Annotated in this window: 23 protein-coding genes; 12 read left to right on the forward strand and 11 right to left on the reverse strand. The window is 44.9% G+C overall.

Annotated features, from left to right (window positions below; genetic code table 11):
- Positions 1-111 precede the first annotated feature (111 nt).
- The 3 genes from rpmB (at position 112) to ACLHG7_RS15790 (ending at position 2,557) form a co-directional block, all read left to right on the forward strand.
- Positions 112-348, forward strand: a complete 237-nt coding sequence (gene rpmB / locus ACLHG7_RS15780) for a 50S ribosomal protein L28 (RefSeq protein ID WP_114898119.1) — start codon at positions 112-114, stop codon at positions 346-348.
- A 21-nt stretch (positions 349-369) separates the two neighbouring features.
- A complete protein-coding gene (gene rpmG, locus ACLHG7_RS15785) occupies positions 370-525 on the forward strand; it encodes a 50S ribosomal protein L33 (RefSeq protein WP_114898118.1) in 156 nt (51 codons plus the stop codon).
- 283 nt (positions 526-808) lie between these two features.
- The gene (locus ACLHG7_RS15790) at positions 809-2,557 is read left to right on the forward strand and encodes a cation:proton antiporter (protein WP_410211923.1); all 1,749 of its coding nucleotides are present in this window, start codon (positions 809-811) and stop codon (positions 2,555-2,557) included.
- A gap of 131 nt (positions 2,558-2,688) precedes the next feature.
- On the opposite strand, the gene ACLHG7_RS15795 is transcribed toward ACLHG7_RS15790, so the two are convergent.
- The 6 genes from ACLHG7_RS15795 to ACLHG7_RS15820 form a co-directional block, all read right to left on the reverse strand.
- The gene (locus tag ACLHG7_RS15795) at positions 2,689-3,045 is read right to left on the reverse strand and encodes a hypothetical protein (protein WP_410211924.1); all 357 of its coding nucleotides are present in this window, start codon (positions 3,043-3,045) and stop codon (positions 2,689-2,691) included.
- 204 nt (positions 3,046-3,249) lie between these two features.
- A complete protein-coding gene (locus ACLHG7_RS15800) occupies positions 3,250-3,753 on the reverse strand; it encodes a DUF6586 family protein (RefSeq protein WP_410211925.1) in 504 nt (167 codons plus the stop codon).
- A gap of 154 nt (positions 3,754-3,907) precedes the next feature.
- Complete coding sequence (topA, locus tag ACLHG7_RS15805; RefSeq protein WP_410211926.1) at positions 3,908-6,697, reverse strand: type I DNA topoisomerase; 2,790 nt, start codon at positions 6,695-6,697, stop codon at positions 3,908-3,910.
- A gap of 77 nt (positions 6,698-6,774) precedes the next feature.
- Positions 6,775-7,266, reverse strand: a complete 492-nt coding sequence (locus tag ACLHG7_RS15810; RefSeq protein ID WP_410211927.1) for an ammonium transporter — start codon at positions 7,264-7,266, stop codon at positions 6,775-6,777.
- Positions 7,267-7,358: 92 nt separating this feature from the next.
- Entirely contained in the window at positions 7,359-8,306 is a 948-nt protein-coding gene (locus ACLHG7_RS15815; protein WP_410211928.1) for an MOSC domain-containing protein, read from the reverse strand.
- A 193-nt stretch (positions 8,307-8,499) separates the two neighbouring features.
- Complete coding sequence (locus ACLHG7_RS15820) at positions 8,500-10,467, reverse strand: PhoX family protein (RefSeq protein WP_410211929.1); 1,968 nt, start codon at positions 10,465-10,467, stop codon at positions 8,500-8,502.
- A 490-nt stretch (positions 10,468-10,957) separates the two neighbouring features.
- Between ACLHG7_RS15820 and ACLHG7_RS15825 the strand changes: the two genes are divergently transcribed.
- The 8 genes from ACLHG7_RS15825 (at position 10,958) to ACLHG7_RS15860 (ending at position 21,117) form a co-directional block, all read left to right on the forward strand.
- The gene (locus ACLHG7_RS15825; RefSeq protein ID WP_410211930.1) at positions 10,958-12,616 is read left to right on the forward strand and encodes a phospholipase C; all 1,659 of its coding nucleotides are present in this window, start codon (positions 10,958-10,960) and stop codon (positions 12,614-12,616) included.
- Between the two features lie 240 nt (positions 12,617-12,856).
- Entirely contained in the window at positions 12,857-14,236 is a 1,380-nt protein-coding gene (locus ACLHG7_RS15830) for a cytochrome-c peroxidase (RefSeq protein WP_410211931.1), read from the forward strand.
- A 488-nt stretch (positions 14,237-14,724) separates the two neighbouring features.
- On the forward strand, positions 14,725-15,744 hold the full coding sequence (locus ACLHG7_RS15835) for an ABC transporter substrate-binding protein (protein WP_410212052.1): 1,020 nt from the start codon (positions 14,725-14,727) through the stop codon (positions 15,742-15,744).
- 54 nt (positions 15,745-15,798) lie between these two features.
- Positions 15,799-16,836, forward strand: a complete 1,038-nt coding sequence (locus ACLHG7_RS15840; RefSeq protein ID WP_410211932.1) for a Rieske 2Fe-2S domain-containing protein — start codon at positions 15,799-15,801, stop codon at positions 16,834-16,836.
- The gene (locus tag ACLHG7_RS15845) at positions 16,836-17,648 is read left to right on the forward strand and encodes an ABC transporter ATP-binding protein (RefSeq protein ID WP_410211933.1); all 813 of its coding nucleotides are present in this window, start codon (positions 16,836-16,838) and stop codon (positions 17,646-17,648) included. Before ACLHG7_RS15840 ends, ACLHG7_RS15845 begins: the two co-directional genes overlap by 1 nt.
- A gap of 12 nt (positions 17,649-17,660) precedes the next feature.
- Positions 17,661-18,488, forward strand: coding sequence for an ABC transporter permease (locus ACLHG7_RS15850; protein WP_410211934.1), 828 nt, complete (start codon positions 17,661-17,663; stop codon positions 18,486-18,488).
- Between the two features lie 17 nt (positions 18,489-18,505).
- Positions 18,506-19,948, forward strand: a complete 1,443-nt coding sequence (locus tag ACLHG7_RS15855; RefSeq protein ID WP_410211935.1) for an amidohydrolase family protein — start codon at positions 18,506-18,508, stop codon at positions 19,946-19,948.
- A 278-nt stretch (positions 19,949-20,226) separates the two neighbouring features.
- Entirely contained in the window at positions 20,227-21,117 is an 891-nt protein-coding gene (locus ACLHG7_RS15860; protein WP_410211936.1) for an outer envelope protein, read from the forward strand.
- A gap of 169 nt (positions 21,118-21,286) precedes the next feature.
- Here ACLHG7_RS15860 and ACLHG7_RS15865 read toward each other — a convergent pair whose 3' ends face one another.
- The 4 genes from ACLHG7_RS15865 to ACLHG7_RS15880 all read right to left on the reverse strand — a co-directional run bounded on the left by ACLHG7_RS15865 (position 21,287) and on the right by ACLHG7_RS15880 (position 24,781).
- Positions 21,287-21,640, reverse strand: a complete 354-nt coding sequence (locus tag ACLHG7_RS15865; protein WP_410211937.1) for a DUF3325 domain-containing protein — start codon at positions 21,638-21,640, stop codon at positions 21,287-21,289.
- On the reverse strand, positions 21,637-23,247 hold the full coding sequence (locus ACLHG7_RS15870; RefSeq protein ID WP_410211938.1) for a PepSY-associated TM helix domain-containing protein: 1,611 nt from the start codon (positions 23,245-23,247) through the stop codon (positions 21,637-21,639). Before ACLHG7_RS15870 ends, ACLHG7_RS15865 begins: the two co-directional genes overlap by 4 nt.
- Before the next feature lie 18 nt (positions 23,248-23,265).
- Positions 23,266-23,553, reverse strand: coding sequence for a DUF3649 domain-containing protein (locus ACLHG7_RS15875; protein ID WP_410211939.1), 288 nt, complete (start codon positions 23,551-23,553; stop codon positions 23,266-23,268).
- Between the two features lie 565 nt (positions 23,554-24,118).
- Entirely contained in the window at positions 24,119-24,781 is a 663-nt protein-coding gene (locus ACLHG7_RS15880; RefSeq protein WP_410211940.1) for a sterol desaturase family protein, read from the reverse strand.
- Between the two features lie 153 nt (positions 24,782-24,934).
- Here ACLHG7_RS15880 and ACLHG7_RS15885 point away from each other — a divergent pair, with 153 nt between their 5' ends.
- Entirely contained in the window at positions 24,935-25,915 is a 981-nt protein-coding gene (locus ACLHG7_RS15885) for an AraC family transcriptional regulator (protein WP_410211941.1), read from the forward strand.
- A gap of 51 nt (positions 25,916-25,966) precedes the next feature.
- Here ACLHG7_RS15885 and ACLHG7_RS15890 read toward each other — a convergent pair whose 3' ends face one another.
- The gene (locus ACLHG7_RS15890; protein WP_410211942.1) at positions 25,967-26,230 is read right to left on the reverse strand and encodes a SlyX family protein; all 264 of its coding nucleotides are present in this window, start codon (positions 26,228-26,230) and stop codon (positions 25,967-25,969) included.
- Positions 26,231-26,342: the final 112 nt, after the last annotated feature.

A 26,342-nucleotide genomic window follows, 5' to 3' on the forward strand; every position in this document is an offset into this window, starting at 1 on the left:
TATCGTCGGCTAAGTTGCTTCTCTATACTTTCTTAAGAGTAGCGAGTAGTCAGCCCACAGTGTCTTACATCAGTGGCTATGTCGTTATATAAAGTAAAGTGGAGCGTCATCATGTCAAAGGTTTGCCAAGTAACCGGCAAGCGTCCGATCGTTGGTAACAACATTTCGCACGCAAACAACAAAACCAAGCGCCGGTTCGAACCGAACCTGCACTACCATCGTTTCTGGGTCGAAGGCGAAAAGCGCTTCGTCCGTCTACGTCTGACCGCTAAGGGCATGCGTATCATTGATAAACATGGAATCGAGAAAGTCATCGCTGACTTGCGCGCTTCTGGTCAAAAAGTCTAAGACTAACTAAGGAGCTCAATCATGCGTGATAAAATTCGCCTCGTGTCGTCTGCTGGTACTGGTTATTTCTACACCACCACCAAAAACAAACGCACTATGCCAGAAAAAATGGCGATCAAAAAATTTGATCCAACCATTCGTCAACACGTTATTTTTAACGAAGCAAAAATCAAATAATTTTTGATTCGTTAAAAAATAAAAAACGGCTCCTAAAAAGTGAGCCGTTTTTTTATGCCTAAATTTTAAAGTCTTACACTGAATTTCTAACTTTGATCCACCAATGCTATGCAAAAAACTACATTTTGAAAATCACCAACCCTATCAACATAAAGCCTAAATTTGCTATATTGCTGAATATCATATTATTTTAATGCTTACCGACATACTTTATGCATGAGACCTTTATGCTGTATGAATAATAATCCTATTTCGCCCCCAACATAATTCATTGGAGCCTACTATGCCGCATGATGTTAGCTTAATTGTCCTTTTAGCTGTAGGTTTTGGACTGGCATTAGTATTTGGCTATATTGCCGCACGATTACGATTGCCTCCCCTCGTCGGCTATTTAATTGCCGGGATTCTGATTAGTCCCAATACGCCGGGTGTGGTCGCCGATATGCATTTGGCGAATCAACTTGCAGAGCTTGGGGTCATGTTTCTCATGTTTGGTGTGGGGATGCATTTCTCTTTTTCAGATTTGCTCGCCGTGCGCAGAATTGCGATTCCCGGAGCGATTTTACAAATTGCGGTAGCAACCCTCATGGGGATGGGTCTTGCTGCGTTATGGGGCTGGAGCTTGGGTTCTGGGCTGGTTTTTGGGCTCTGTTTATCAGTTGCAAGTACCGTTGTACTTTTGCGGGCACTGGAATCTCGTGGGCTCATGGAATCAGTCAATGGGAGGATTGCGATCGGCTGGCTTGTTGTCGAAGATCTGGTTATGGTGCTGGTTCTGGTGTTATTGCCGCCGATGGCAGTGATGCTTGGCGGAGAAGCCCCTGTATCCGCTCATGGCGCTACAGCCTCATTAGATAATATCTGGATCACCATTGGTATCACACTTGCGAAAGTCATCGCTTTTATTGCGTTAATGCTGGTTGTTGGACGCCGCGTATTTCCAAAATTCCTGCTCCTCGTGTCACGTACCGGCTCACGCGAACTCTTTACACTGTCGGTCGTTGCCGCTGCGGTCACCATTGCCTATGGTTCTTATGTGTTGTTTGGCGTGTCCTTCGCTCTGGGTGCCTTCTTTGCGGGCATGGTCGTACGTGAATCAGACTTTAGTCATCGTGCTGAAACAGAGACTTTGCCGCTACGAGAAACCTTTTCAATTTTGTTCTTTGTCTCGGTCGGGATGCTGTTTAATCCTTCTATTCTGATTGAACACCCCTTACAAGTGCTTGGTGTAGTTGCTGTCATCGTTGTGGGTAAAACCATTGCCGCGATGGCTCTCGTCCTCTTCTTCCGCTACCCTTTAAATACAGCACTAACAGTCGGTGCGAGTTTGGCACAGATTGGCGAGTTCTCTTTTATTCTTGCCAGTGTCGGCTTATCGCTAAAGCTACTAACGCTTGAAGGCCAGAATCTCATTCTTGCTGGTGCCCTCATCTCAATCACGCTCAATGCAGCAGTATTTGCGGCGATTGAGCCAGCACAGCGCTGGATTCGCGCACGCTCACACCTTGCTCGTATGCTGGAACGTAGCGGCGACCCACTGGCCATGTTGCCTATGAGTGTGGATAACACTTATCTCAATGGTCAAGTCGTTCTCGTCGGTCATGGTGGCGTTGGGCGCAGTATTGCCAAGACCTTTAAAGAGCAAGGGATCAAATACGTGGTCGTCGATGAGAACCGCGAAATCATTGAAGCACTCCGAGCTCAGGATATCCCTGCGGTTTCAGGTGACGCGTGTGATCCTGCTGTTTTGATTCAAGCACATATCATGCAAGCCAGTATGCTGGTCGTCTCCACAGCCGATGTGTTTGATGTCAGACGGATGGTGGATATCGCACGCACGCTTAATCCCAAAATAGAGGCAGTACTCTGCACAGATAGTAGTGCAGAAGCTAATCTTCTCGAACAGGAAAAGATCGGCAAAGTCTTTATGGCAAAACGTGCGCTGGCAGACAGTATGACCGAACATGTATTTCATCGTCTAGGACTTGAAACTGCCGCCAAGTCGTTGCATGAAACAGGTGCTGCACATTAACGTTTGAATACGATTTAAATTAAAATTTAATTATCGTGATCCATAAAAAAACGACACCCAATGAGTGTCGTTTTTTTATGGATCACGTATAAAGTAATGAGGAACTTTAATACTGATCGTTTATTTTAAGATTAGCTAAAGCGTGCAGGACGTTCGTCCATGACTTGAGCATGCCATTTTGCAGATTGCTGCTCCATCAAAGAGGAAAGTGCAGCCTGAATCATTTGTTGACCAATACTTTGCAGCGCATCACCCAAAGCTTCCTGAATTTGCTCAGAAAACTGGATCGTAACTAAAGGTTCACTTGAGGACTCTGATCGCTCTGCAATCAAATTTTCATCATTCGATACGAATGACTCTGCATCTAATTCTGCGGTTGCAGGGAAATCTGCAGAACGCAGTGCAATCACGCCAGTTTGCAGTTGCACTAACTCAAGCACAGTTTCGTTAGGCATAAACATTTCAGGAGTTTTACGAATTGCAGTCATTTTGCACCTCATTACTTATATTGAAACAATACAAGCTAAAAATATCTGTTTGAAACTCACCACAGTGTTACCTAAAACGGCAACCAAAATCAGGTGTGCTTTACATGTAACGCAACAATGCAGATATTTTCAGAATAATTCAAGTACTAAAATGGCTTTTTTTAATAAAAAAATGAAAAAAGTGCTAAATAATAGTGCGATTTTCTAAAATTCGACCATTTCGTTGCGGAAACCCTCAATCAGCGCAACCAGATCACGGTGCCACTCCCTTAAAATCTGTACATCCGGCAGCCAAGACAGCGGGCTATGGGTGACTTTGATGATCAAATTTGATGAGCTGTCATCATCAAAAGTCGGCTCTGGTGGCTCTGGTGCGTACTCACACGCCGCATAGGTGCGATTCAATTCGGCAATAAATCCAGACTGGGCAAGCTGCTCCAAAATGATGATTTCCGGTGAGACTTGACCACGAGCAGCCATTTTATCTTTAATGCTACTAAAGGTCGGATGACGATCATTCAATTTGTAATAACGCACAAGTTCTTGCAAAAAAGCCAACACAGCGCCATGCAAGTGAAAAACCGCAGCTTCGCGCGATGCTTGAGCAATTTGAGCGTTTTCAGCTTTGTCAGCCTGCAATGTCGACAAACGTGCAAAATACATTTTTTGATTGGTGCGGTCAGCATGGTATCGCGCAACACGAGACATATAAATCTTCCAATAATTCAAATAAACGACAAAGAACGATGATACGGACCTTGAAGTCCTCATCGCCGCATAAAAGAACTGCGGACACCATTGATGGATATCCGCAGGATAAAAAGCTTAAGACGTGACGAGGAGCCAATTAAACCGAGCTATCCTAGCCTTCAACCCACTCACCATTTTCATAAATCATCGACCATTTAGTAGGCTTACCGTCATGCTCTGAAGATACGTACTGACTCGCTGTTTTACGACTAAATTTGAGCAAAGCGGGATTGCCATCAGGATCGGTATCTGGCGCACCCAATAAATAAAGATGCTTAGGATCAAGCTTATCTTTGACCGAACGTAATTCACCAATCGTTGGCGCACGTGTTTCACGAATTTTAGGGAACTTGCTGGCCGCTAAGAACATCCCTGCAGCACCATCGCGCAGGATAAAATAATCATCATGTTTGGTCGAGCGTAGTTCAGGCATTGGAATCGCATCCGCACGCGGTGGTGCAGGTTGACCATTTTTAAGGACTTTACGGGTATTCGTACAGTTGTTGCAGGCAAAGTAAGGTCCAAAACGACCCGTCTTCAATTGCATTTCGCCATCACACTTATCACAAGGAATCGTTGGGCCATCATAGCCTTTGATTTTAAATGATCCTTCTTCAACGATATGCCCCGAGCAATCTGGGTTATTACCGCACACATGTAACTTACGGCCGCCATCGATAATGTAACTGTCCATCGCAGTGTCACAGATCGGACAGCGTTTCTTCGCCATCAGATCCGCTGTTTCTGCCGCACTGCCATCTTCACTATCAGTACTCGTATCTTCGGTGAGCGCAGCCAGTGACTCAACGGGCGCTAGATTAATCGTGCCTTTGCAACGCTCTTTCGGTGGCAGGTTATAGCCTGAACAGCCTAAGAACACACCTGTAGAACCCGTACGAATCTGCATGGGACGACTACACAGCGGACAAGATACCTCGTCAACTGCAACTGGTAAATTACGACGCATGCCTTGATCGGGATCTTGTGACTGTGCACGAACCAGTTTTTGCTTAAAGTCGCCATAGAACTCATTCAGCACATTTTTCCAATCACGATCGCCATCAGCAACTTTATCCAACTGACCTTCAAGCTCGGCCGTGAATTTATAATCCATGAGATTGGAGAAATTTTCACTTAAACGATCAGTGACGATATCACCCATTTTTTCCGCATAGAGACGGCGATTATCCAATTTCACATAACCACGGTCTTGTACGGTAGAAATAATTGCCGCATACGTCGAGGGGCGACCAATGCCCCGTTTCTCAAGCTCTTTGACCAGACTGGCTTCGGTAAAGCGCGCAGGCGGTTTAGTAAAGTGCTGACTCGGATCAACTTTGACCAGTTCTAAGACATCACCAGATTTTACCGTCGGTAGCAACAGGTCATCATCTTGTTTGCTCGGTGCCATGACTCTGGTGAAACCATCAAAGACCATAGTACGACCACGAGCACGCAGCTCAACATCGGCGGCTTTCACCGTAATATTCGACGAAAGATATTCGGCGGGCGGCATTTGACTCGCCGTAAATTGGCGCCAAATCAGCTCGTACAGACGTTGCGCATCGCGCTCGACTGTCGTGAGTTGGTCGCCAGACAATTTAATATTTGATGGACGAATTGCCTCGTGCGCTTCTTGTGCCCCTGCTTTGTTGCCATAAAAATTGGGCTTCGCTGGCACATATTTCGCGCCGAATGCATCTTCAATATGACCACGAACCATCGCCAATGCATCATTACTGATAAATGTCGAGTCCGTACGCATATAGGTAATATGCCCTGCCTCATAAAGACGTTGCGCTAAGATCATGGTTTTCTTGACCGAGAATCCCAAACGCGTACTTGCGGCCTGTTGCAAAGTCGAAGTGATATAAGGGGCGGTTGGATTCACCTTGGTCGGCTTATCTTCACGCGCAATCACGGTATAGGTTGCCGGGGTAATTTTGGCAACCACCGCATCCGTTTCAGCTTTGTTTTTTAATTTAAGGGGCGCACCAGCTTGCTTGATCGCCTCCAAGCGGATGGGAACTTTGCCCTTCTCGCTATACAGTGTGTCTGCAAAGACTTCCCAGTATTCTTCAGGAATAAAAGCACGAATCTCACGCTCACGCTCAACCACCAGCTTCACCGCGACAGATTGAACACGTCCGGCAGATAATCCTCGAGCGATTTTTTCCCACAGGAGTGGAGAAACCATATAGCCCACAACACGATCCAGAAAGCGGCGCGCCTGCTGTGCGTTGACTTTATCTAAATCTAAGCGTCCCGGCTCTTTAAATGCCGCCTGAATGGCATTTTTGGTAATTTCATTAAACACGACACGCTTATACTTATCAGGATTACCGCCAATCACTTGCTGCAAATGCCAAGCAATCGCTTCTCCCTCTCTGTCCAAGTCGGTTGCGAGATAGATTTCATCAACTTGACCCGCAATCTTCTGCAGTTCACTAACCACATGCTCTTTACCCGGCAAGACTTCGTAATGCGCTTGCCAATCATGCTCGGGGTCTACCCCCATCCGATTGATCAACGCAGCACGTGATTTGGTTTCTTTCTCTAACGCTTTCTGTTCATCCGTAAGCTTAGCCTTGGCTTTTGCATCCACTTTCACCACTGGTGCTTTGACACCACCCCCACTCACGGGCAAATCACGGACATGACCAATACTGGACTTGACGATATAGTCACTGCCCAGATATTTATTAATCGTTTTCGCTTTAGCTGGGGACTCGACGATCACCAATGCCCGAGCTTTCGTCGTTCTTTTCTCAGGTAAGTCCGCAATATCTTCGTCACTCTTGACACGCTTTGCTGTCGAGGTCTTTGCTGTAGCCGCTTTAGGGCTAGTACGCCGACCCGCTTTAATCGTGTTGGTAGTAGTCGAGCGTGGACGGGTAGCCATTATGGAATATTCCAATAAATAAATAATGATTCACAGACAATCTGCACTGTAAATTGAAACACGATACTCAAAAGCAATTAATCAACGGACGTGAAACTTCTGATTTTTGGCCTCATACGATCCGCAAATGAAATGAGGGCTGTTTTCATTGATTCAAGTTGCTCACCACTTAAATCTGCCTCTTCATCCCAATAAAAACCAGCACTATTCGATTGAATTTCAAGTGCTTGAATACCCTTTAAATTACTACTGATCGGTTCACCTTGCAAGGTCGGTTCACCTTTTAAAACGTTTAAATGCCCATCCACCACCAGTGCCTGAACGAGTGCATGCGTGGCATCCGACAACACCACACTATAATAAGCCACCATCCCGCCTGGCTTGCCTGAATAAGTGGTATGTTCAATCCACAGTGGCGCAGGAATTAAGCGTGGGATAAAACCCATCTTTTTTGCGCGTTCGCGCATATTTCCAAGCGCCTTCTCGCGTGGGCTAATCCGGGCACTCATAAAGGTACCCAGCATAAATACCGCAACTAACCCAATAACCCAATAACCCACATTTGTCATACTATGCTTCTTTTATATCCCATGAAAAAGAATCATATGAGCACTGCTCATAAAATCACGATGTTTCAACTCAAATAAAGGGGAGTCCAAACTCACCTTACTCGGACAATTTGTCCAACGCTAACCGTTAACTGTGCATGCTCCCTATGCCCAGATTCTAACGGCGCGTTTCCATACTCTTTTTTAGTGTGCAGTAATCCCGCATTTTCAGCAATACTTTGTCTATGACTTTCCATACCAATATTTTCAGGTTTGGCAATATTTTTGCGATCAACGGTTTGATGACGTGCTAAAACCGCATTTTGTCCCAGATAGGTCTTGCCATCGGCTTTACGTCTCACACTGGCCAAAAATCGTAAGAATCCATCGGTCTGCTGATGCGTCTCTGGATCTAGGCTGGGTATTACACAGCGTGAGCAAGGCTTCACCAGATCAAAAATAACATCGCCCACGGTCACTTGCCGCCACTGATCCTCAGCAAATGGCTCACACTCCCCGCCAATAATCAGATTCGCTCGAAAGCGTCTGGGATCAATCGGAGCACCCCATAGACGCGAAAGCTCATTAAGTGAACTTTGGCTAATCACCAATACGGGGTAACCATCCGAGAAAGCCGTGTGATAGCCCTCCCCTGCATAGATCTCATCAACTGGCCGAATGGCATGATTAGGAAAATAGACGAGTTTTACAGAGAGTTCTAAGTTTACTGATAGCCATTGATTAACCTCATGCTGGACACCCCAACAATCAGCTATTGTATCGCCCCATACCGTAGCAGTGATCCTATCATCTGGATTTGCATCAGCAATTTGGGTTTGCCCATTAAATATCAGTGTCAGCCGCTGATCTTCAGCAACAACACGAATACCGCCCATTGCGGCGCAGCTACGCTGACTAATGAATTTGTCATGTTCATCCACCAAGACCCAGCGACGATCTTGCTCCAAGCCCAATGGGTTAACTTGTGCTGTCGTTAAAGAAAGTCCTTGTGCTGACTTTAAAGGATAGTGCGAGATAGACTTTAGAAAAAGATCAGACATGTCTTACCTTTCGAGGGAACAAACGCTTGAAGCGAAAAGAAGAGCTTCAAATGAAGTTCTAAGCTCATCATTAAAAATGCAATACGATACTCTTGAGTGCAGAGTATCGTGTAAACGTAAAAAAGTCAGCCGAATGACTGACTTTTTTACAGAGCGACTACTCGTTGAATCTAAACCGAATAGTGACTTAAAACTATTTCGTCAACTTGATCGCTTGTGGAGATGCGGTCAGGTAACCCACAGCAGAACCAAATCGATCTTTGTAATTAGCACGAATTAATGGATCCAATGTCGGCTGTACAATTTTATGAATAGATCCCCAATCCCCTGCATGTTGAAAATTAGTTGTAATATATGTCCAGCCATTTAAGTCATCAACCACACCAAGACCCGTCGCTTCTGCCCCAGCTGGCATTGACATCAAACGCACCAACGCTTTGGTATCCACGTTATATGCCCAGACAAAATTATTCACATGCTGGCTACTATCTTCGCCAATAAACAATGTCCGCAGTTTTTCAGAGAATTTCAGATTATCTGGATTACCGATTTTATTCGGATTAGCCGTATTCCCTAGGGTATCAGCAGAAATGTCTTCGCCACTGAGCAACGCTTTTGTACGAACAGGAACCCATTCGCTATTGATCCCAGCACCGCCAAGATCAACTTGGCCACCTGTCAAAGTATGTGCCATAACAACACCAGCTTTTAAAGGCTTGTCTAATGCAATACCACTAGCAGCATTCCAACCTTTCCCATCTTTAACCATGGAATCTTGACAGTTTTGCAAAGCTGAGTAGGCCGTCTTATCTTTGATATTGACCGTGGTACCTTCCATCTTAGTAAAGCCCATGCTGCCGCCTTTTAGATAGGCATAGCGATGCGTTTCAAGGAAAGCAGCCGCTTTTTCCATGCCAGGTTTTACTTTGATCCAATTTGCAACACCATTCGTGAAAATCTTGGTAAAACTCGTATCGCTAGGATCTTTGGTCAACACTTCCATAATATCTGTTGGTTTCAACGTATTCGCTAGATTTTCAATTTCTGCACTGGTTGCATGACCCAAATTGATCCAAGAGATTGCCGCACCTGCTGCTGCTGTATCAACTGAAAAACCTGTTCCTAATTTTGCAACATATAACGTACCCGCAGAGAGGTCTTTCTCTTTGTCTGCAACAAATATGAATAAGCCAGAGTTCGTATTGTCATCACCCATCAGTGCAGTGCGGTTGTCAGGCATAACCTGAATCAATTCATGTGAAATACGACCTAAACAATAATGCTTCTTGATAGAGCCAGTCCCATCTGGATTAACCGTTACTTCAGGCAAGTGTCCATAATGATAGGGGTTTGCCGCTGATGGGCTGCCAAATACATTGGTGCTATAGGCTTGAAATTGGGCATCTGTACGCGCTGTGAAAGCATCCGGCTCATACTCTTCACTTGAAAGATGCGTTCCCCATGGAGATAAACTCGCTCCGCAAGTAATCCAAAGACCGTGAGCTTTTGAGGTATCCACGTTATGATATTTTACTAAGCTCAATTGACCAGTGGTTTGATCCTGATCCAAAGTCAGAACAGCGATTGGAGATGGCAGTTGGCCATAAGTATCACCACCGGCTTGATTGCGAGTTGTGTATTCAAATTGAACCACAGCAAAAACAGGCTTACCTTTTACACCATCAACTTTGGCATCAGGTACAGACAACAGCGAGGTTCCATCTGGACTATCAGAGAAGAATTGACGCTCTTTACCAACAACCGATTTATCGATAATCGGTTTATTATTGATATCAACATAGCCACCAGCAAGGATCGTACCGCCTTTGCCATCTGCAACAAGATCGCCTGTGATAAAGAAAGGCTTATAAGAAAGCACATAACCAAGTTTGCTATCATCGGAAAGCGTTACTTCAAGAGAAGAATTAACAAGCGTCGTTGCCATTTCCGCGGGTTTTGCAAGTGTAGGCGCCGCCATTGGCAAGAACACTGCCGCTTTGAATGAAGCTGTTGGTACGGCGGGCGCACTATCATCATCCCCACTACACCCCACCAGCATGGATGCTGATGCCCCGCCAACAGCCATAGGCAGCAATGGCGCACTTGCAAAATATTTCAAAATTTGACGGCGAGTGGTCGTTGGTAATTTTAGTTCAGACATGATAATCCCTTTGGCTTTATAAATTTGGCTAGACCCATGAAACATGTAGATTTAATTCAATTCATGTAGTTCATGTGTAGAAAATATGGAAAACGTGGAGAGTATGAAGATCGTATGTGTCATTTTTTTGACATTTGTTATTAAATATTATTTTTTGTATACAACTATTTGTTAAATATAGAATTTTTCACATGGCTGTCACACAAAAAAACTACCCTGCTTCAGTCGAAATATGTCACTAAAAACCGCTTACGCATCGCAACAGATCTGAGAAACGTTAAAAATGCGATCAATGAGACACCTGCTTTTTAGTGCCATATAGCCTCAATCTGAATAAGTACATGAACTCGCTAAAAATATGCGCCAGCGAAGGTACTCCAACAAAAAACTTCATCATTTAGAACAGGTTCATACTTTCATAAGAAGGACGTGAATTATGAGGCTCTTTAGATGATTGAGATTTATGTCAAAACACTAACGGGGATCCACTATGTTTCGTCATTCATGTTTAACTCTGGCATTAACGAGTACGTTGATGCTTAGCGCTTGTGGAGGGGGTGGTGATGATGCGCCAGTCCTAACTCCAGAAGACAGCGCTGCAACCACCACACCGATCAAACATGTCGTCGTTATCTTCCAAGAGAACGTTTCCTTTGATCATTACTTTGGCACTTATCCCAAAGCGGCCAATATTGCTGGTGAGCCAGCATTTACAGCACTCGCGGGAACCCCAGCAATTGATGGTTTAAGTGGTTCTCTGCTGACGGCTAATCCAAACCTCAATCCTGCAAATGGTAAGGGGGCGGCAAACCCATTCCGCCTAGACCGCAGTCAAGCGGCAACCCAAGATCAGAATCATGCTTATCCTGCAGAACAATTCGCCTATAACAATGGTGCGATGGACCTATTTCCTAAAAACACAGGAACAGGCTCTACTGGAGCAGCAGGCGCATTTGGTACCAGCGGTCAAGTCATGGGTTACTACGACGGAAATACCGTGACAGCAATGTGGAATTACGCTCAGCACTTTGCGATGAGTGATAACTCCTATAGCACTACTTTTGGACCATCTACCCCTGGCGCGATTAACCTGATTTCAGGTCAAACAAATGGTGCCGTACCCGATAAAGGTCTCGATCTTGCTGCTGATGGCACTCGTGACGAATACACTGATGCAAATGGCCTGCTCGCAGCAACATTGGTCCCTGATGGTAATAACGGATGGACTGTCGCAGATGACGAAGATCCTGCTGGAGATGTATGTTCAAGCGCTTATACCTTCCATATGACGGGTAAAAACGTGGGCGACCTGCTCAATGCGAAGAATATCTCCTGGGGCTTTTTCTCTGGTGGATTTGATCTCACTCAGACTAACAGCAACGGCACAACTGGCTGTAAACGCTCGACTACTTCAGGCGTAACCAATGTCAAGAAAGTAGATTACATTCCGCACCATCAACCCTTCCAATACTATGCATCCACTGCCAACCTCAACCACACACGTCCAAGCAGTGTACAGGCTATTGGTACCAGCAATGATGGAGGAGCAAATCATCAATATGACATTCATGACTTCTTCGATGCGCTGAAAGCCGGCAACTTCCCAGCAGTCAGTTTCTTAAAAGCACCTGGCTATCAAGACGGTCATGCGGGCTACTCCTCACCACTGGATGAGCAACAATTCGTCGCAAGTACGATCAACACGCTGCAACAAAGTCCAGAATGGAAAAACACCCTCGTTATCGTGATGTATGATGACTCAGATGGTTGGTATGATCACAAAGCGGCCATTGTTAACGGTTCAAATATCCATGCAGCAAACTATGACCCACTAAACAAATGTACCTCTGCAAGTACTCCAGTCTTAGCTGGTGTAGATGGCAAGACCGCTGCACAAGGTCGTTGTGGTTATGGTCCACGTCAACCGCTCTTGGTTATCTCTCCGTACGCCAAACAGAACTATGTTGATCACACCTTGACCGACCAAACCTCGACCTTGAAATTTATTGAGGACAACTGGTTGGGTGGACAACGCATCGCTGGTTCTTTTGACGGTATTGCAGGCAATATTACCAATATGCTGAACTTCGCGGCGTCGCCCAATACCAGCCCATACACGTTAGACCCTTCAACAGGTCTACCACAGTAAACTGATCCGCACGGAAATAGCCACAGGTTATTCTCGTTGTCTACCCCGTATGCAATGTCAGATGGATGATTGAAAAACTGATCCTTCATACTGACATTGTCATGCAATGATATCTTTCATAGTCATCAAACAATATTGAAAAAAATGGATACTAGTGTGAACAATGTACATCTTACTTCTGTATCTCCATTAAAAAAATTTATAAAAAAACAGGATATTCAGAGTAAAAGTGAGTCTAGGATGTCTACATGGATCGCAATCGCATGTACGCTCATATTGGGTTCATTAAGTGGGTGTGATTCACACCACAAACCCGATCACTCACAAGCATCTTCTTCAACTCAGCCGCGGCCTCCAATCACAACCCGTCCATTAAGTGTGATGGCACAGATTGGTCAAAAACTTTTTTTTGATCCGGCGCTATCGGCCTCTGGAAAAATGTCCTGTGCTAATTGCCACAGTCCTGAGCATGCTTTTGGTCCTGCTAATGGACTAACCGCACAATTCGGCGGAGAAAGTTTAGATCGTCAAGGTGCTCGCGCGGTTCCGAATCTTACCTATTCACGGGAAACGCCAAACTTCACGATTGGTATAGATGATGACTCGGGCACAGAGCAACGCGTTCCACCCTCTCCAGTACATGGAAACATCCAAGCGGTCCTTGGTGCAATGCCCGCACCCAACCCACTCAAACTAGCGAAGACACCAACCACACAAGCAAAATCCGCAAATAGCGCCCCAAATCTGAATGCCATGATTCCGCAAGGGGGGTTCTTCTGGGATGGTCGCGCCAATACGCTGCAGGGTCAAGCCTTAGGGCCCCTGCTGAACCCTCTGGAAATGGCCAATCCCTCACCTCAAGCGTTGATCAAAAAGATCAAGAAACTCAGCTATGTCAAGGCACTTGCAGACCTTGCTGGACCAAGTGCAATGACCAATGACAACCTTTTGCTTTCTGAAGCACTCTTTGCCATTTCACGCTATCAGACTGAGTCGCCAAGTTTTGCCGCCTACACCAGCAAATACGATTTTTACTTACAAGGTAAAACACAACTGAGTGCTGCCGAAAAACATGGGCTGGATCTCTTCAATGCTCCAGACAAAGGCAATTGCGCGGCATGTCATCTCGATAAACCAAGCGCAGAGGGTCGTCCCCCTTTATTTACGGATTATCAATATGAGGCGCTGGGTGTTCCTCGTAACATGGCCATTAAAGCCAATCAAAATACCCATTACTATGATCTCGGGATATGTGGGCCGACACGTCAGGATGCCTATGCGAAGCAGCCCACAAATTGTGGTTTATTCAAAACCCCATCTCTACGCAATGTCGCTATGCGTCAGGCCTTTTTCCATAATGGGATTTATCACAACCTCACTGATGTGCTTCACTTTTATGTGAATCGGGATATCCATCCAGAATTGGTCTACCCCGAATTCGTCAATGGCCGTATTGATAAATTTAATGACCTGCCGCAAAAGTATCAACAGAACATCGATTTCACCGATGCACCATTTAACCGAAAAATAGGAGATACCGCGGTCCTTAATGACAGCGAAATTCAAGATATTGTTGCGTTCCTCAAAACACTGAATGACGGATATCAGTTACCGCATTAAATCCTGTTACGAACACATCGAAGTAATATGCACACTTTAAGAGCACTTTTCGATCAGTAAGCGCCCTATTAGGACAGAAGTGGCTAGAAAGTATGTAGTATGATCCTTAAGGAAGGAACGATTTCTACAAATTTCAATTAAAACCAATAATTATAAAAAATATTAAATTTGGCATTAGTTTTGCTTTATTCAATCTTGAGTAGAAGCAGCTAGCGTCCAACAGTCCTTGTTGGCTCCGTGGGGCATTGCTCTTAGGACGTAACGTACGTCCACATCAATATCCGTTGATGTTTGAACTAAACCATCTTGGTTTCGTCAATAAGGAGCGCAAAATGCCTGACTACGATCATCGTTTTTTAGTTTCTCGTTTGCATATTTTTAACATACATACTGCATTGTCCTGTATATGTAGTCGCGGTGTTCGCTCCCTCCTTATTCCGACTCCCAGCTACAAACCTCATCACCGTATCCCTTTCGGAGGATTACCTATGCGTGCTTTCTCACTTTTTCCTAAATTTCCGCAAATCAAATCCATGCGTACTCTAAAAGCTGCATCCTTGTTTCTACTCTCCAGTACAGCACTCTCTTCAGGTGCTTACGCTGCAGATAAAGTCACATTGCTGACAAACTGGTATGCACAAGCAGAACACGGTGGTTTTTATCAGGCCGTCGCGACTGGGATTTATCAAAAGTACGGACTTGACGTCACCATAAAAATGGGCGGACCTCAAGTCAATGGCATACAGCTTCTGGCAGCTCATCAAGCGGATTTTATTCTGAGCTATGATTTTCAGGTTCTATCCAGCGCGGAAGCTGGCATTCCTGTCACGACAATAGCCACATCGTTTCAATATGATCCCCAGGGATTGATGACTCACACGGATATCACCGGTCTGGATGGACTTAAAAATAAAACCATTCTGGTGGCGGGTAACAACATGACCAGTTGGTGGCCATGGTTAAAAGAAAAGTATGGCTACAGTGATGCGCAAGTCCGTCCTTATACCTTTAACCTGCAACCTTTCTTCGTCAACCCTGATGTCGCCATCCAAGCCTACCCGTCTTCTGAGCCATTTCAAGCTGAACAAGCGCATACCAAGACCAAATTCTTCCTGTTTGCGGATCAAGGTTACCCTCCTTATAGCGCCACGATTGTCGCGATGCAGGACACGCTCAAAAGCAAGCCCGATGTTGCAGCAAAATTTGTAAAAGCCTCTATGGAGGGATGGAAAAGTTATCTCAACAATCCTGCTCCAGCCAATGCCTTAATCAAAAAAGAAAACCCTCAGATGACTGATGCTCAACTGGCTTTCGGTGTCGCGCAATTAAAAAAATTGAAGCTAGTTACTGGTGGGGATGCGGCTACACAAGGAATTGGCGTAATGACAGATACACGCTGGAAGCAGACCGCAGATTACATGATCAGGACCAAATTACTCAAACCTACGACAGACTACCACAAGGCTTATACATTGAAATTTATTAAAGATACCAAGGTATTACCTTAATAAAACCCAACTCAAACTACTTATTTTATTCAATTCTATGATATGGGGTTCACGATGTTAGTGACTAAACAAAAAGTTTTACGCCGATTTTGGTATGCCATTATGCCGTTGTCTCAACTGGATGACGGTCCTCAACCATTTACCTTGCTTGGTGAGGCAATCGTTCTTTGGAAAGGTGCCGATGGAAAACCCCACGCGCTTCGCGATCGGTGCTGTCATCGTACAGCCAAACTTTCAAAAGGCTTTGTCGATCCTGATGGTAATATTTCATGTGGCTATCATGGCTGGACTTATGATTGCTCCGGTCAATGCGTCAGGATTCCGCAAAATAACAACAATGCCATTCCTTCACGTGCCGTCATACCCGCTTATCACTGTGAAGAACGCTATGGATATGCTTGGGTTGCACTTGAAGATCCGTTGCAACCCATTCCTCAATTCCCCGAGGAAGGCGCCCAAGGATTCCGGCGGATTCTGCAGTTCTATGAGCGCTGGAACACCAGCCCGCTCCGGATGATGGAAAATTCTTTCGACAACTCCCATTTTAGTTTTGTTCACAAATCCAACTTTGGACTTTTTAACAATCCTACCCCCTCCAAATATGAATTTAGACCACAAGAGTGGGGCTTTGAAGCAGAGACTTTAGTGCCTGTTCGCAATCCTCTAGCGAGTCATCGGATCACTGGATCTACGCAAGAGATTACTCAACGTCATTTGATTAATCGTTGGTATATGCCTTTTTCACGTCGCTTTGGTTGCGTTTACCCGGAGAGCGGCATTCATCACATCATCTATAACTGTGCAACACCTATCGATGATCAAACGCTTATGCTGTCCCAGTGGCTCTATCGCAATGACTCAGAGGAATCTTGTTCAACCCAAGAATTGATTGATTGGGATCGACCGATTACCGATGAAGATCGGGATATTCTCGAAGCCACTGATTACGATGCCTGTATCGATACGACACGTCAACAAGAGTGCCATATGGAGTCAGATCAACCGGGTCTCTTGATGAGACGGATGCTCATGAAGCTCCTCACTGATCATGGCGAGAAAGAAATTTTTCGCGGCAGCTCGGAGGATGCATGATGGAAACGATTAAAGGTTCTGGTGAAATCTTACCCATCCCTGCACTATCCGCGCAATCAATCGATATGCGCTATCCCAATGGTACCGTGGCATTGGATGACGTCAATCTGACCATTCAATCGGGAGAGTTTATTTCCTTACTGGGTCCTTCAGGGTGTGGCAAGAGCACATTACTCAAAATGTTTGCTGGTCTAGAGAATCCCAGCCAAGGCCAACTCAGTTGGTGGGGACAAACCTTTGACACAACAGGATCAACCAATGGCTGGCGAATTTCTATGGTCTTTCAGGAACCAACCCTGATGCCATGGGCGACGATTGAAGAAAATGTTCGCTTGCCATTAGATCTTGCCAAAATTCCCAGACTGCGGGCCAATCAGCTTGTAGCCGAAGCTCTTGAAGGTGTGGGGCTGAGCAAGTTTGGTAAATTCCTGCCTAGAGAGCTATCGGGTGGCATGCAGATGCGTGCATCACTGGCTCGCGCCATTGTCACCAAGCCGGATTTACTACTACTGGATGAGCCCTTCGGAGCGCTGGATGAGTTCACGCGTAATCGGCTGGATAGCGATCTACGTGAGTTATGGCAGAAGAACAAGATGACTGTTGTCTTCGTCACGCACAGTATCTATGAGGCTGTTTTCATCTCAAGTCGTGTGGTTGTCATGCAGGCGCGTCCGGGAAAAATCATTGCCAACATGCCGATCGACGGTCCTATTGAACGAAATGCAACCTATCGTATTTCTGATCCGTTTATTCAACAGTGCAAAACGCTTTCAGAATTGATTGCATATGCGCATCAGACCGATGTTGTTTAAGGAGAAATTCTCATGATTAATGATTCTTCTGTTATTCAACCGAATATAGGTAAGCGCACACCTATTGCCTCCCATCTTGGTTTTAAGATACTTGCACCGGTTGTGGTCGGATTGATCTTTCTGATCATATGGCAAATGACCTGTGTACTGATGGATGTCCCGACCTATCTCGTTCCTACACCTACGGTCATCGCAGTACAGCTTTTTCAGGATGCTCCTCTTTTATTAGGCAGTCTGGGCGCGACGCTTAAAATTACATTGCTAGCATTTCTCTGTGCAACCATTTTAGGGGTGGCGATTGCATTGCTGTTTGTCCAAAGCCCACTCATTGAAGCTAGCTTATTTCCTTACGCGATCTTATTGCAGGTAACCCCCATTGTAGCGATAGCACCCTTGATCATCATCTGGGTCAAAAATATGACAGCGGCATTGGTACTGTGTGCCATGTTGGTTGCGCTGTTTCCAATCATCTCCAATACAATCCTTGGCCTTAGAAGCGTGAACCCTGGATTAACCAATCTCTTCCGTATCAATCGGGCAAGTCGCTGGCAGACCTTGGTTCGATTACGTATACCCAGCGCGTTGCCGTACTTCTTTGGGGGGTTGCGTATCTCAAGTGGGCTTTCACTGATCGGTGCGGTTGTTGCCGAATTTGTTGCGGGTACTGGCGGTAGTGGTGCAGGCCTTGCCTATCAGATTCTTCAAGCGGGTTTTCAACTTAATATTCCTCGTCTCTTCGCTGCACTATTGCTGATTACTCTGACAGGTATCGTTCTTTTTGGCATTACCGATTGGATTACTCGAATATTTCTACGCGGCTGGCACGAAAGCCAACTCTAAAGACAAGGACAACACATATGTCATCAATAGCGCAACACACCACTCTCATCAGAAATGCGGCGGCAATTATGACAGGAGCACGACCACTTAATGGTTGTCCTGCTCGCATTTCTAGCCCTGATATCCGTATTCGTGGAGAAATCATTGAGGCCATAGGACAGTTATCACCTCTGCCCAATGAAAAGATCATTGATGCAACGGATTGTGTCGTGTATCCCGCGTGGGTCAATACCCATCACCACCTCTTTCAATCTTTGTTGAAAGGTGATCCCTTGGGTATTAATGCGTCACTGACAGAATGGTTAGCGACCACACCTTATCGTTTCCGAGCATCATTTAATGAACAGCGTTTTCGACTTGCAGTCCGTCTTGGCATGATTGAGCTGATTCGCTCGGGATGTACAACCATTGCAGATCATAACTATGTGTACTATCCGCAAATGTCATTTGACAGTTCAGCGATTTTGTTTGAAGAAGCAGAAAAACTTGGAATTCGCTTTGTGTTGCTACGTGGAGGAGCGACCCAAACCCGTCAACTAGAAGCAGACTTACCATCTGCATTACGTCCCGAAACGATTGATTCTTTTATTTCTGACATTGAGCGTCTAACAGCTCAATATCACGATCCGTCTCCTCGTGCGATGCAGCGCATCGTCATGGCACCAACGACTGTACTGTATTGTATTTCACCTCACGAGATGCGCCAAACCGCGGCTACAGCTCGTCGGCTTGGTTTACGCATGCATAGCCATTTGTCAGAAACCGTTGGTTATCAGGACAGCGCTTATCAAATGTACCAAAAGTCTCCTGTTGCGTTCTGCGGCGAGCATGACTGGTTGGGACCGGATGTCTGGTATGCCCATTTGGTGAAAGTTGATGCCGATGAAATTTCCATGCTGGCACAAACAGGTACGGGCGTGGCTCATTGCCCACAAAGTAATGGCAGGCTTGGCAGCGGCATCAGCCCGATCAGTGATATGGCAAAGAGGGGGGTTCCGATCTCCATTGGTGTTGATGGTGCGGCATCCAATGAAGCCGCCGATATGATCTCAGAAGTGCATATGACTTGGCTGGCTCAAAGAGCTCGGTTGGGCATGGATGCGCTGCCTAACTTTCGTGGAGGTTCTTATGAAGGTGGGGCAAATGCAGCCAGTGTAGAAGATGTGATTCATTGGGGAACCGCAGGCGGCGCTCAAATTCTGGGACTTCCCGAAGTGGGGCAAATTGCATCGGGTTATTCTGCAGATATTGCAGTTTATCGACTGGATGACCCGCGTTATTTTGGATTGCATGATCCTGCGATCGGTCCTGTGGTTTCAGGTGGGCGACCTTATTTAAAAGCACTTTTCTCTGCGGGTCAGCAGATTGTCCACGACGATCAGATCAAAGATGTTGATCTAATGGCGCTCGGTATTGAAACGCGTGCCGCCGTAAAAGCATTGCTCAATGATATGGCTTAGATTGTTTGACTATTTGCTGCCTTAAAAATTACATCTATTGATCAGATCCAATACTCTATACATAGGAAATATCGTGATTAAAATCAATCAAGATCTGACTATTTTTAGTCAGATGATCGCTCATCGCTTATTGACTAATTTTATAAACATAACTGGCCCTCCTCAGAAAAAGTAAGACCGTTAAAACACATTACTGAATCAAACTTTTTTATTGCAATCGTTCGATTTGAAACGATGGAATTTACTCATCTCAATTTTTTATTTTCAGGGGTTTTATCATGTTATCAGCATCACCAATCGGATTCAAAAACCGCGAATTTTCTTTCATTACCCTCATGAGCCTTGCCATTGGAAGTCTGACCATCGACACAGCATCCGTTCATGCAGCAGACTGGAGTGATACGTCTTTAGGTTGGCGTTATGGAACGATGTTTGCAGAACCGTATGTCAACAAGCCCGATGGAAGCCGCCAGGATATCGGCAAAAATATTGTTTCGTTGACCCATAGTAGTGGTTATCAATATGGAACCAATTTCTTTAATGCGGACCTTTTGCTTTCCGATAGCAAAGATCCGGGGAAAGGGACCAGCGGTGGAGCTCAAGAAGCATATGTGGTTTACCGCAACATGCTGGATTTTGGAAAAATATTTAAAAAGGATCTTGGCCTTGGCCCAATCAGAAGTTTTGGTGCTGAAGCAGGATTCGATTTTAATAGCAAGAATGATAGCTATGGTTCCAAAAAACGGGAGTTACTCATTGGTCCAAGCCTGATGATGGATGTACCTGGATACTTAAATATCAGCTTATTGGCTTTGTTTGAAAGTAATGATCCTGATGGCATTGCAAAACGCTATGAATATAGGACTCATCCTGAACTTGAAATTGTATGGGGTCTGCCTGTCTATTCACTGCCGTTATCATTTGAAGGGTACGCGCTTTTCATTGGGTCAAAAGGTACAAGTGAATTTGGTGAGTCAACTGCTCCAGAGACGCATCTCGACATGAAGCTGATGTATGACTTAAGTCACAATCTAGGAGTATCCGCGAAGACTGTTCGTATTGGTGCTGAATATGAATATTGGCATAATAAGTTCGGTAACCCCGAATCTCAAGCAGGTAAAGGTGCTACGGCCAGCACGCCCATGGTTCGTGTTGAATACCATTTTTAGTACTTCATACAAAACAACACAACTGATATAAGATATTGAATAAATTACATAAATAATATTTCTTGTAATAAAAACAGTAACACCTGATGAAGCACATCAGGTGTTACTCAACATATCTAGATATAAAGCTCAATTAGCAACCGATGACGGCTGACCTATTATTCAAACGTTACCAAGGAATTGCGTTAAACACAGCAACACTGATTACTGAGCACAAGCCACCCAGAACAAATACCAATCCCGCAACAAACAATATGTGCTTCGGCCAATAGGTTCGCATGATAATGCAACCAAAGGCGCTCACAGCGAGCAGAATCCACCACGCAGCAAATCCGACAGAACCACCCCACTTTGCCACGCTACACGACAAGGAAACCACAAGCAGTAGCCAACCAATAATTCGCAATACCACTGGATTAGGCTTGACTCGAGCATAAGAAAATAGCTCGGTATAAGGACGACTCATCGCAGCGCAAAGCATCGTCCATGCCACAAAAGCCAATATCAATGACCATAGCATCATGGTTTAGACATCTCTTCATGCTGAGGCGTATGCAAGTCATGATGTGTTTTCGCAATCGTCCGTTTGGCATTGTGCTTTGTAGAGTGCTTGGGCTGCATCACCTTATAAGTCGCACACGCAAAAAATAGCCCGACACCAAACACGGTCAAATCAAACGCCGCTAAAACGGTGTGCCCCTCTTGCAGTGTCGCCAGCAAAGAACTCCCAGGGGTCATCACCATATTAATAAAAGGAATGCTCATAAATAGCACAGCTGCAACCATCAACTGTTCATGCCATGCTTTTTGCCAAGGTCGAACCAGCGCATGCACGAGGCTGATGAGCCAAATAATAAAGAAACTGCGAATTTCAAGGTCAGAGCGCGATGCCAGTTGCACGGGGATCAGACGATTGGCCCAGAAATATCCGGCCATGGCGATGGGCAAGCCCGCGATAGCTGCAATATTTAAGCGTTCGACAAGATAGTGTCCAAACGAGGTCTTACCCGCTTTTAGATTTTGCACACGACGTTTTACGGTCCAGAGAATCAACCCCGTAGCAATCATCATCGTGCCAAGCAAACCTGAAAAAAAGAGTAACCAACGCAGTGGCCAGCTTGCCAACTGCGCCTCATGTAAACCGTAAATGACCCCACCCGTCTGTGCGATAGCACTCTGATTTTTCTGATTGGGTAATTTCACCCCCGTCATTGCATTGAAGGAAAGTGTTTCACCTAAGCGGTTATTTAGTATTTCTTGAGGCTTCCGCGTGAAAGCAATGACTGCTTGATTCGTATTGGGAAGCTTGACATAAATACTGCCCATAGGACTTCCAGACTGCCACTCTGCCGCCGCTTGTTGAATCATGAGTTCAAAAGGCTGCATTCTTTGATTAGTTGGCTTGCTGTCATATTTCACAACCGCTGCGCTATCTTGTAACTCATCATACAGTTTGCCTGTCTCGCTGCCAAAACGAGCCATCAGCCCCCATGGCATATAAAGATAGAAAAAGATCGCAAGACCCGTGTAGGTAATCATGATAAAAAATGGTAATGCGATAACAGCCGTAAGATTATGAAAATCAAGCCATGACCGTTGTCCTTTCCTCGGGCGAAAGGTAAAAAATTCTTTGAATATCTTCTTATGGGTAATCACGCCACTGATCAATGCAACCAGCATAAACATTGCGCCTATACCAACAATAATTCGACCAGTAATTGCAGGAAAACCGTAGAGTTGATAATGCATCTGATAAAAAAAATCCCCACCCAGACTATCTCGGGCAACAACTTTCTCCCCTGTGAGTGGATTCATATCCTGACTTTTATATTGACCATTTTCACCTGACTCTTTCCAGAACACCGAAGTAATAGGTGCGCGTTCGTTGGGCAAAATCAGATACCAGCTCTCAGCATCAGGGGCAATACGGTTTAAAGTCATCAATCCAATGAGGGCTGCTTTTTCAGGCGCAGGTGCTTGAAACTGTGCTTCAGGGTGCATCCACTGATTAATTTCAGGCTTAAAGTACGTGGCTGTTCCCATGATAAAGATCGTAAAGATGATCCACCCTAAAACCAGACCAACCCAAGTATGTAGCCATGCCATTGATTGACGAAAACTATTTTGCATTACACGAGACCCCAGCGCTTAGATCACCGCTCTTTTGATTAAATAAGAAATAGTCGCGAGAACCAATGTCGGCACTAATAGCCATAACCATGCTCGCCAAGCCGTTTTCGCTGCAAATACCCATAACACTGCCAGCAGATAAAAAACAAAACTTAGTAAGCTTGCAAATACAACGACCTCAGCTCTGGGTCCCGGTAATGTCAGAGACAAGAAAACCGTGATTGCTGTCGTAAACGCATATCCACCAACAATCGCTGCAATACAGCGCGATGCAACCATCCAGCGATATGATGCTCTTGAACTCATTGCCATAATCATTTTTTTTAAATCTAAGTAATATAAAACTCAGTATGAGCGCAGCCTTGCCCCTTACTCAATCTTGAATGACTACGAAAACAGAAGGCTTCATTATGAGAATAACGAATAATGGGCTAAGCAGTAGGCGCAGGCTCACCAACATCCCATCTTAACGATAATGATTATCAAACACAATAAAAATTATATTTAGTGAAAGTTGCTCCACCTGTGGACAATACCTTGCACTTTGTCACCATACTAGGCAACGAAATTGATGTGTGCAGAAATCATCTCCCGCATAAGCGCTGCGGCACATAGGATTCTGGTCAGTAATTTTGAAGTCGTGTAGAACTAAATGCTGCAAAAAAAGTGGGTTGGCATATTGAACGAGTTATATTAAATCAATAATTTAATATAACTCGTTCAATATTATGATGTCAGAACCTGTTTTAAGACCAATTCAATCAAGGATATCATTGAAGCTGAAACAACACGGACAGTTACCCAGTTTGTGTGGGGATAACTAAATATCAATAGTGACTTCGTCAAAATCTTCAAAAAATTAAAAAACGATTTACTTGGCCACAATATCCGTAGGCATCAAATCCTCCAGACCATTACGGCGTCTAGCTTGCTCATCACACATATTGGCATCGAGTTTGGCAAAAGCCTGCGGGGCATAGCGACGAGCCCATAGATTCAATTTATTTTCAATCACTCTTGGCAGCTTAATGCCAAGCGGGTTCGACTCCTGTAAATCAGTCGATGAAATCACACGCGTACCCATTAAATAATCAAACCAAGGTTTGGTCACACACCAGTTCGCATCTTGATTAGTGTTCATATGGTGATCGTAATGCCACGGTATTTTCTTTTTCCCCCATGCTGGATCAAGATGCGACTTGCGGTGAGTATTGTAGTAATTCCAGCCACAATAGTAGGAAGTGAGTGTAAACAACGGTGCAATCGGAAAAACAAAGGTCGTAAGCCCAGCAAGAAAAATAACACCCTTGATTTCATTCCGAGCCGCATCATTTTCCAAGGGATGCTGATAGAGTTCGTCATCACGATATTGGGCTAGACGAACACGACGGTGATGCGCCCAATGGTACTTCATGCCCAAAGAATAAAACGACTTCCGCCCCCCACCCGATTGTGATGTACCGTGCAAGGCATACTTATGCATATACCACTCAACGCCATTGGCAAAAAATAACGCAACGGGAATCCCCAACATGGCTCAGTCACTCTATATCAAACGAAGTCATATGATAATGGCAGAAGTTTAATCACTAGACTTGACCGCTCATTGCCATGTTTTTGACATTTCACGCCATTCGCTTTATAGTTTTTGGACAAGATGCCAACCATGGATAACAGAGCGTCAATGATGAATTCCTCGCTATATGTAAACAGCTCGCTGATCGGCATGCTGATCGATTATCTCGAAGCCCAAACAGTCGATTCCACTGTATTAAGACAGAAAATTCTGCATTACCAACAATATGATCGTATTTCTGCTGTCGATTGGATTATCCTGCTCAACGAAATTGCGATACTCACACCTGTTCCGGCAGTCGGCCTACTCATCGGTCAGCAGATCAAAGCAGCACATACAGGAATAGTAGGATATCTGGGGCTGTCTTGCAGCAGTGTTGGCGAGGCTGTTTCACTGTTTGAGCGATTTGCGCGCTTGATCTACGACGTCAACTCATTGTCGATTACACTGGAAGGTCATCTGGTATCGATCAGTTGGGGCAGTGAGCACGGCACCCCCGGACAACTTGCGGATGAAACTGCCATTTCCGCATTTGCGACCATGATTCAGACGATTGCAGGTCAGGCCATGTACCCAACCAGAATTAATTTTATTAATCCAACCCCTGCGGATAAGTCACCTTATGAACGTTTTTTTCATTGCCCCGTCAGTTTTGGCGGGATTCGCACCATTGTCGAGTTCCCTGCAGAATATTTGAACATTGCATTACAAAATCGAGATTCAAATTTACTTCATTTGCTTGAAGGCCATGCTCAATCATTACTCAGCACCTTGCCGAGCGACCAGTTTGAAACACAATTGAAATCGCTCTTAACGGAGATTGTTCAAAAACAAGAAGAGCCCTCTTTGGTTCATATCGCAATGCGCATGAATACATCTATACGCACCTTGCAACGCAAACTCAACCAACATGACATCAAGTTTCAGGAGTTGCTCGCAAGCGTGAAGCTTGATTTATTTAATCAATATATCAAAAACGAAAAATTGACTCTGTTTGAAATCGCACTCCGTTTAGGCTATTCCGAACAAAGTGCATTCACCCGTGCGGTGAAACGCTGGACTGGAGAACTCCCTAAAAACTTTAGGAAGTGATGGAATGCGTTTGGTATGTATTATGTATAAAGCACGATGAGCAATGAATCATTAATAATGCGGTGGAACCTCAGCGGCGGCATCAAAAATCGCGATCCCTTCGCCTTTATTGGCAGACTCCATACGGCTATAAAGCACTTTAAATTGATCCTGTAAATCCATCAATTGTTGTGCCTGCGCGGCTACTGTTGAATTCAAGGAATCCATTAAATCATCCAAAAAAGCCACGCGAATCTCTAACTCATCGATTCTATCGCGTAAAATGATGCTTAAAGGCTCATCTAACTGGCGTTTGTCACAATGTTCGTTCATCATACCGCCCTTCACCTGATATTCAATTTAGTTTAGTTCTCGGTCTTACCGATTGATCAGTCTATAGACCGATTATATCATTGACTCAGATACCCCCCGATACGGAAAAATAGCT

Origin of the sequence: Aquirhabdus sp. (assembly GCF_046462495.1) — a bacterium.
Taxonomy (GTDB): domain Bacteria; phylum Pseudomonadota; class Gammaproteobacteria; order Pseudomonadales; family Moraxellaceae; genus Aquirhabdus.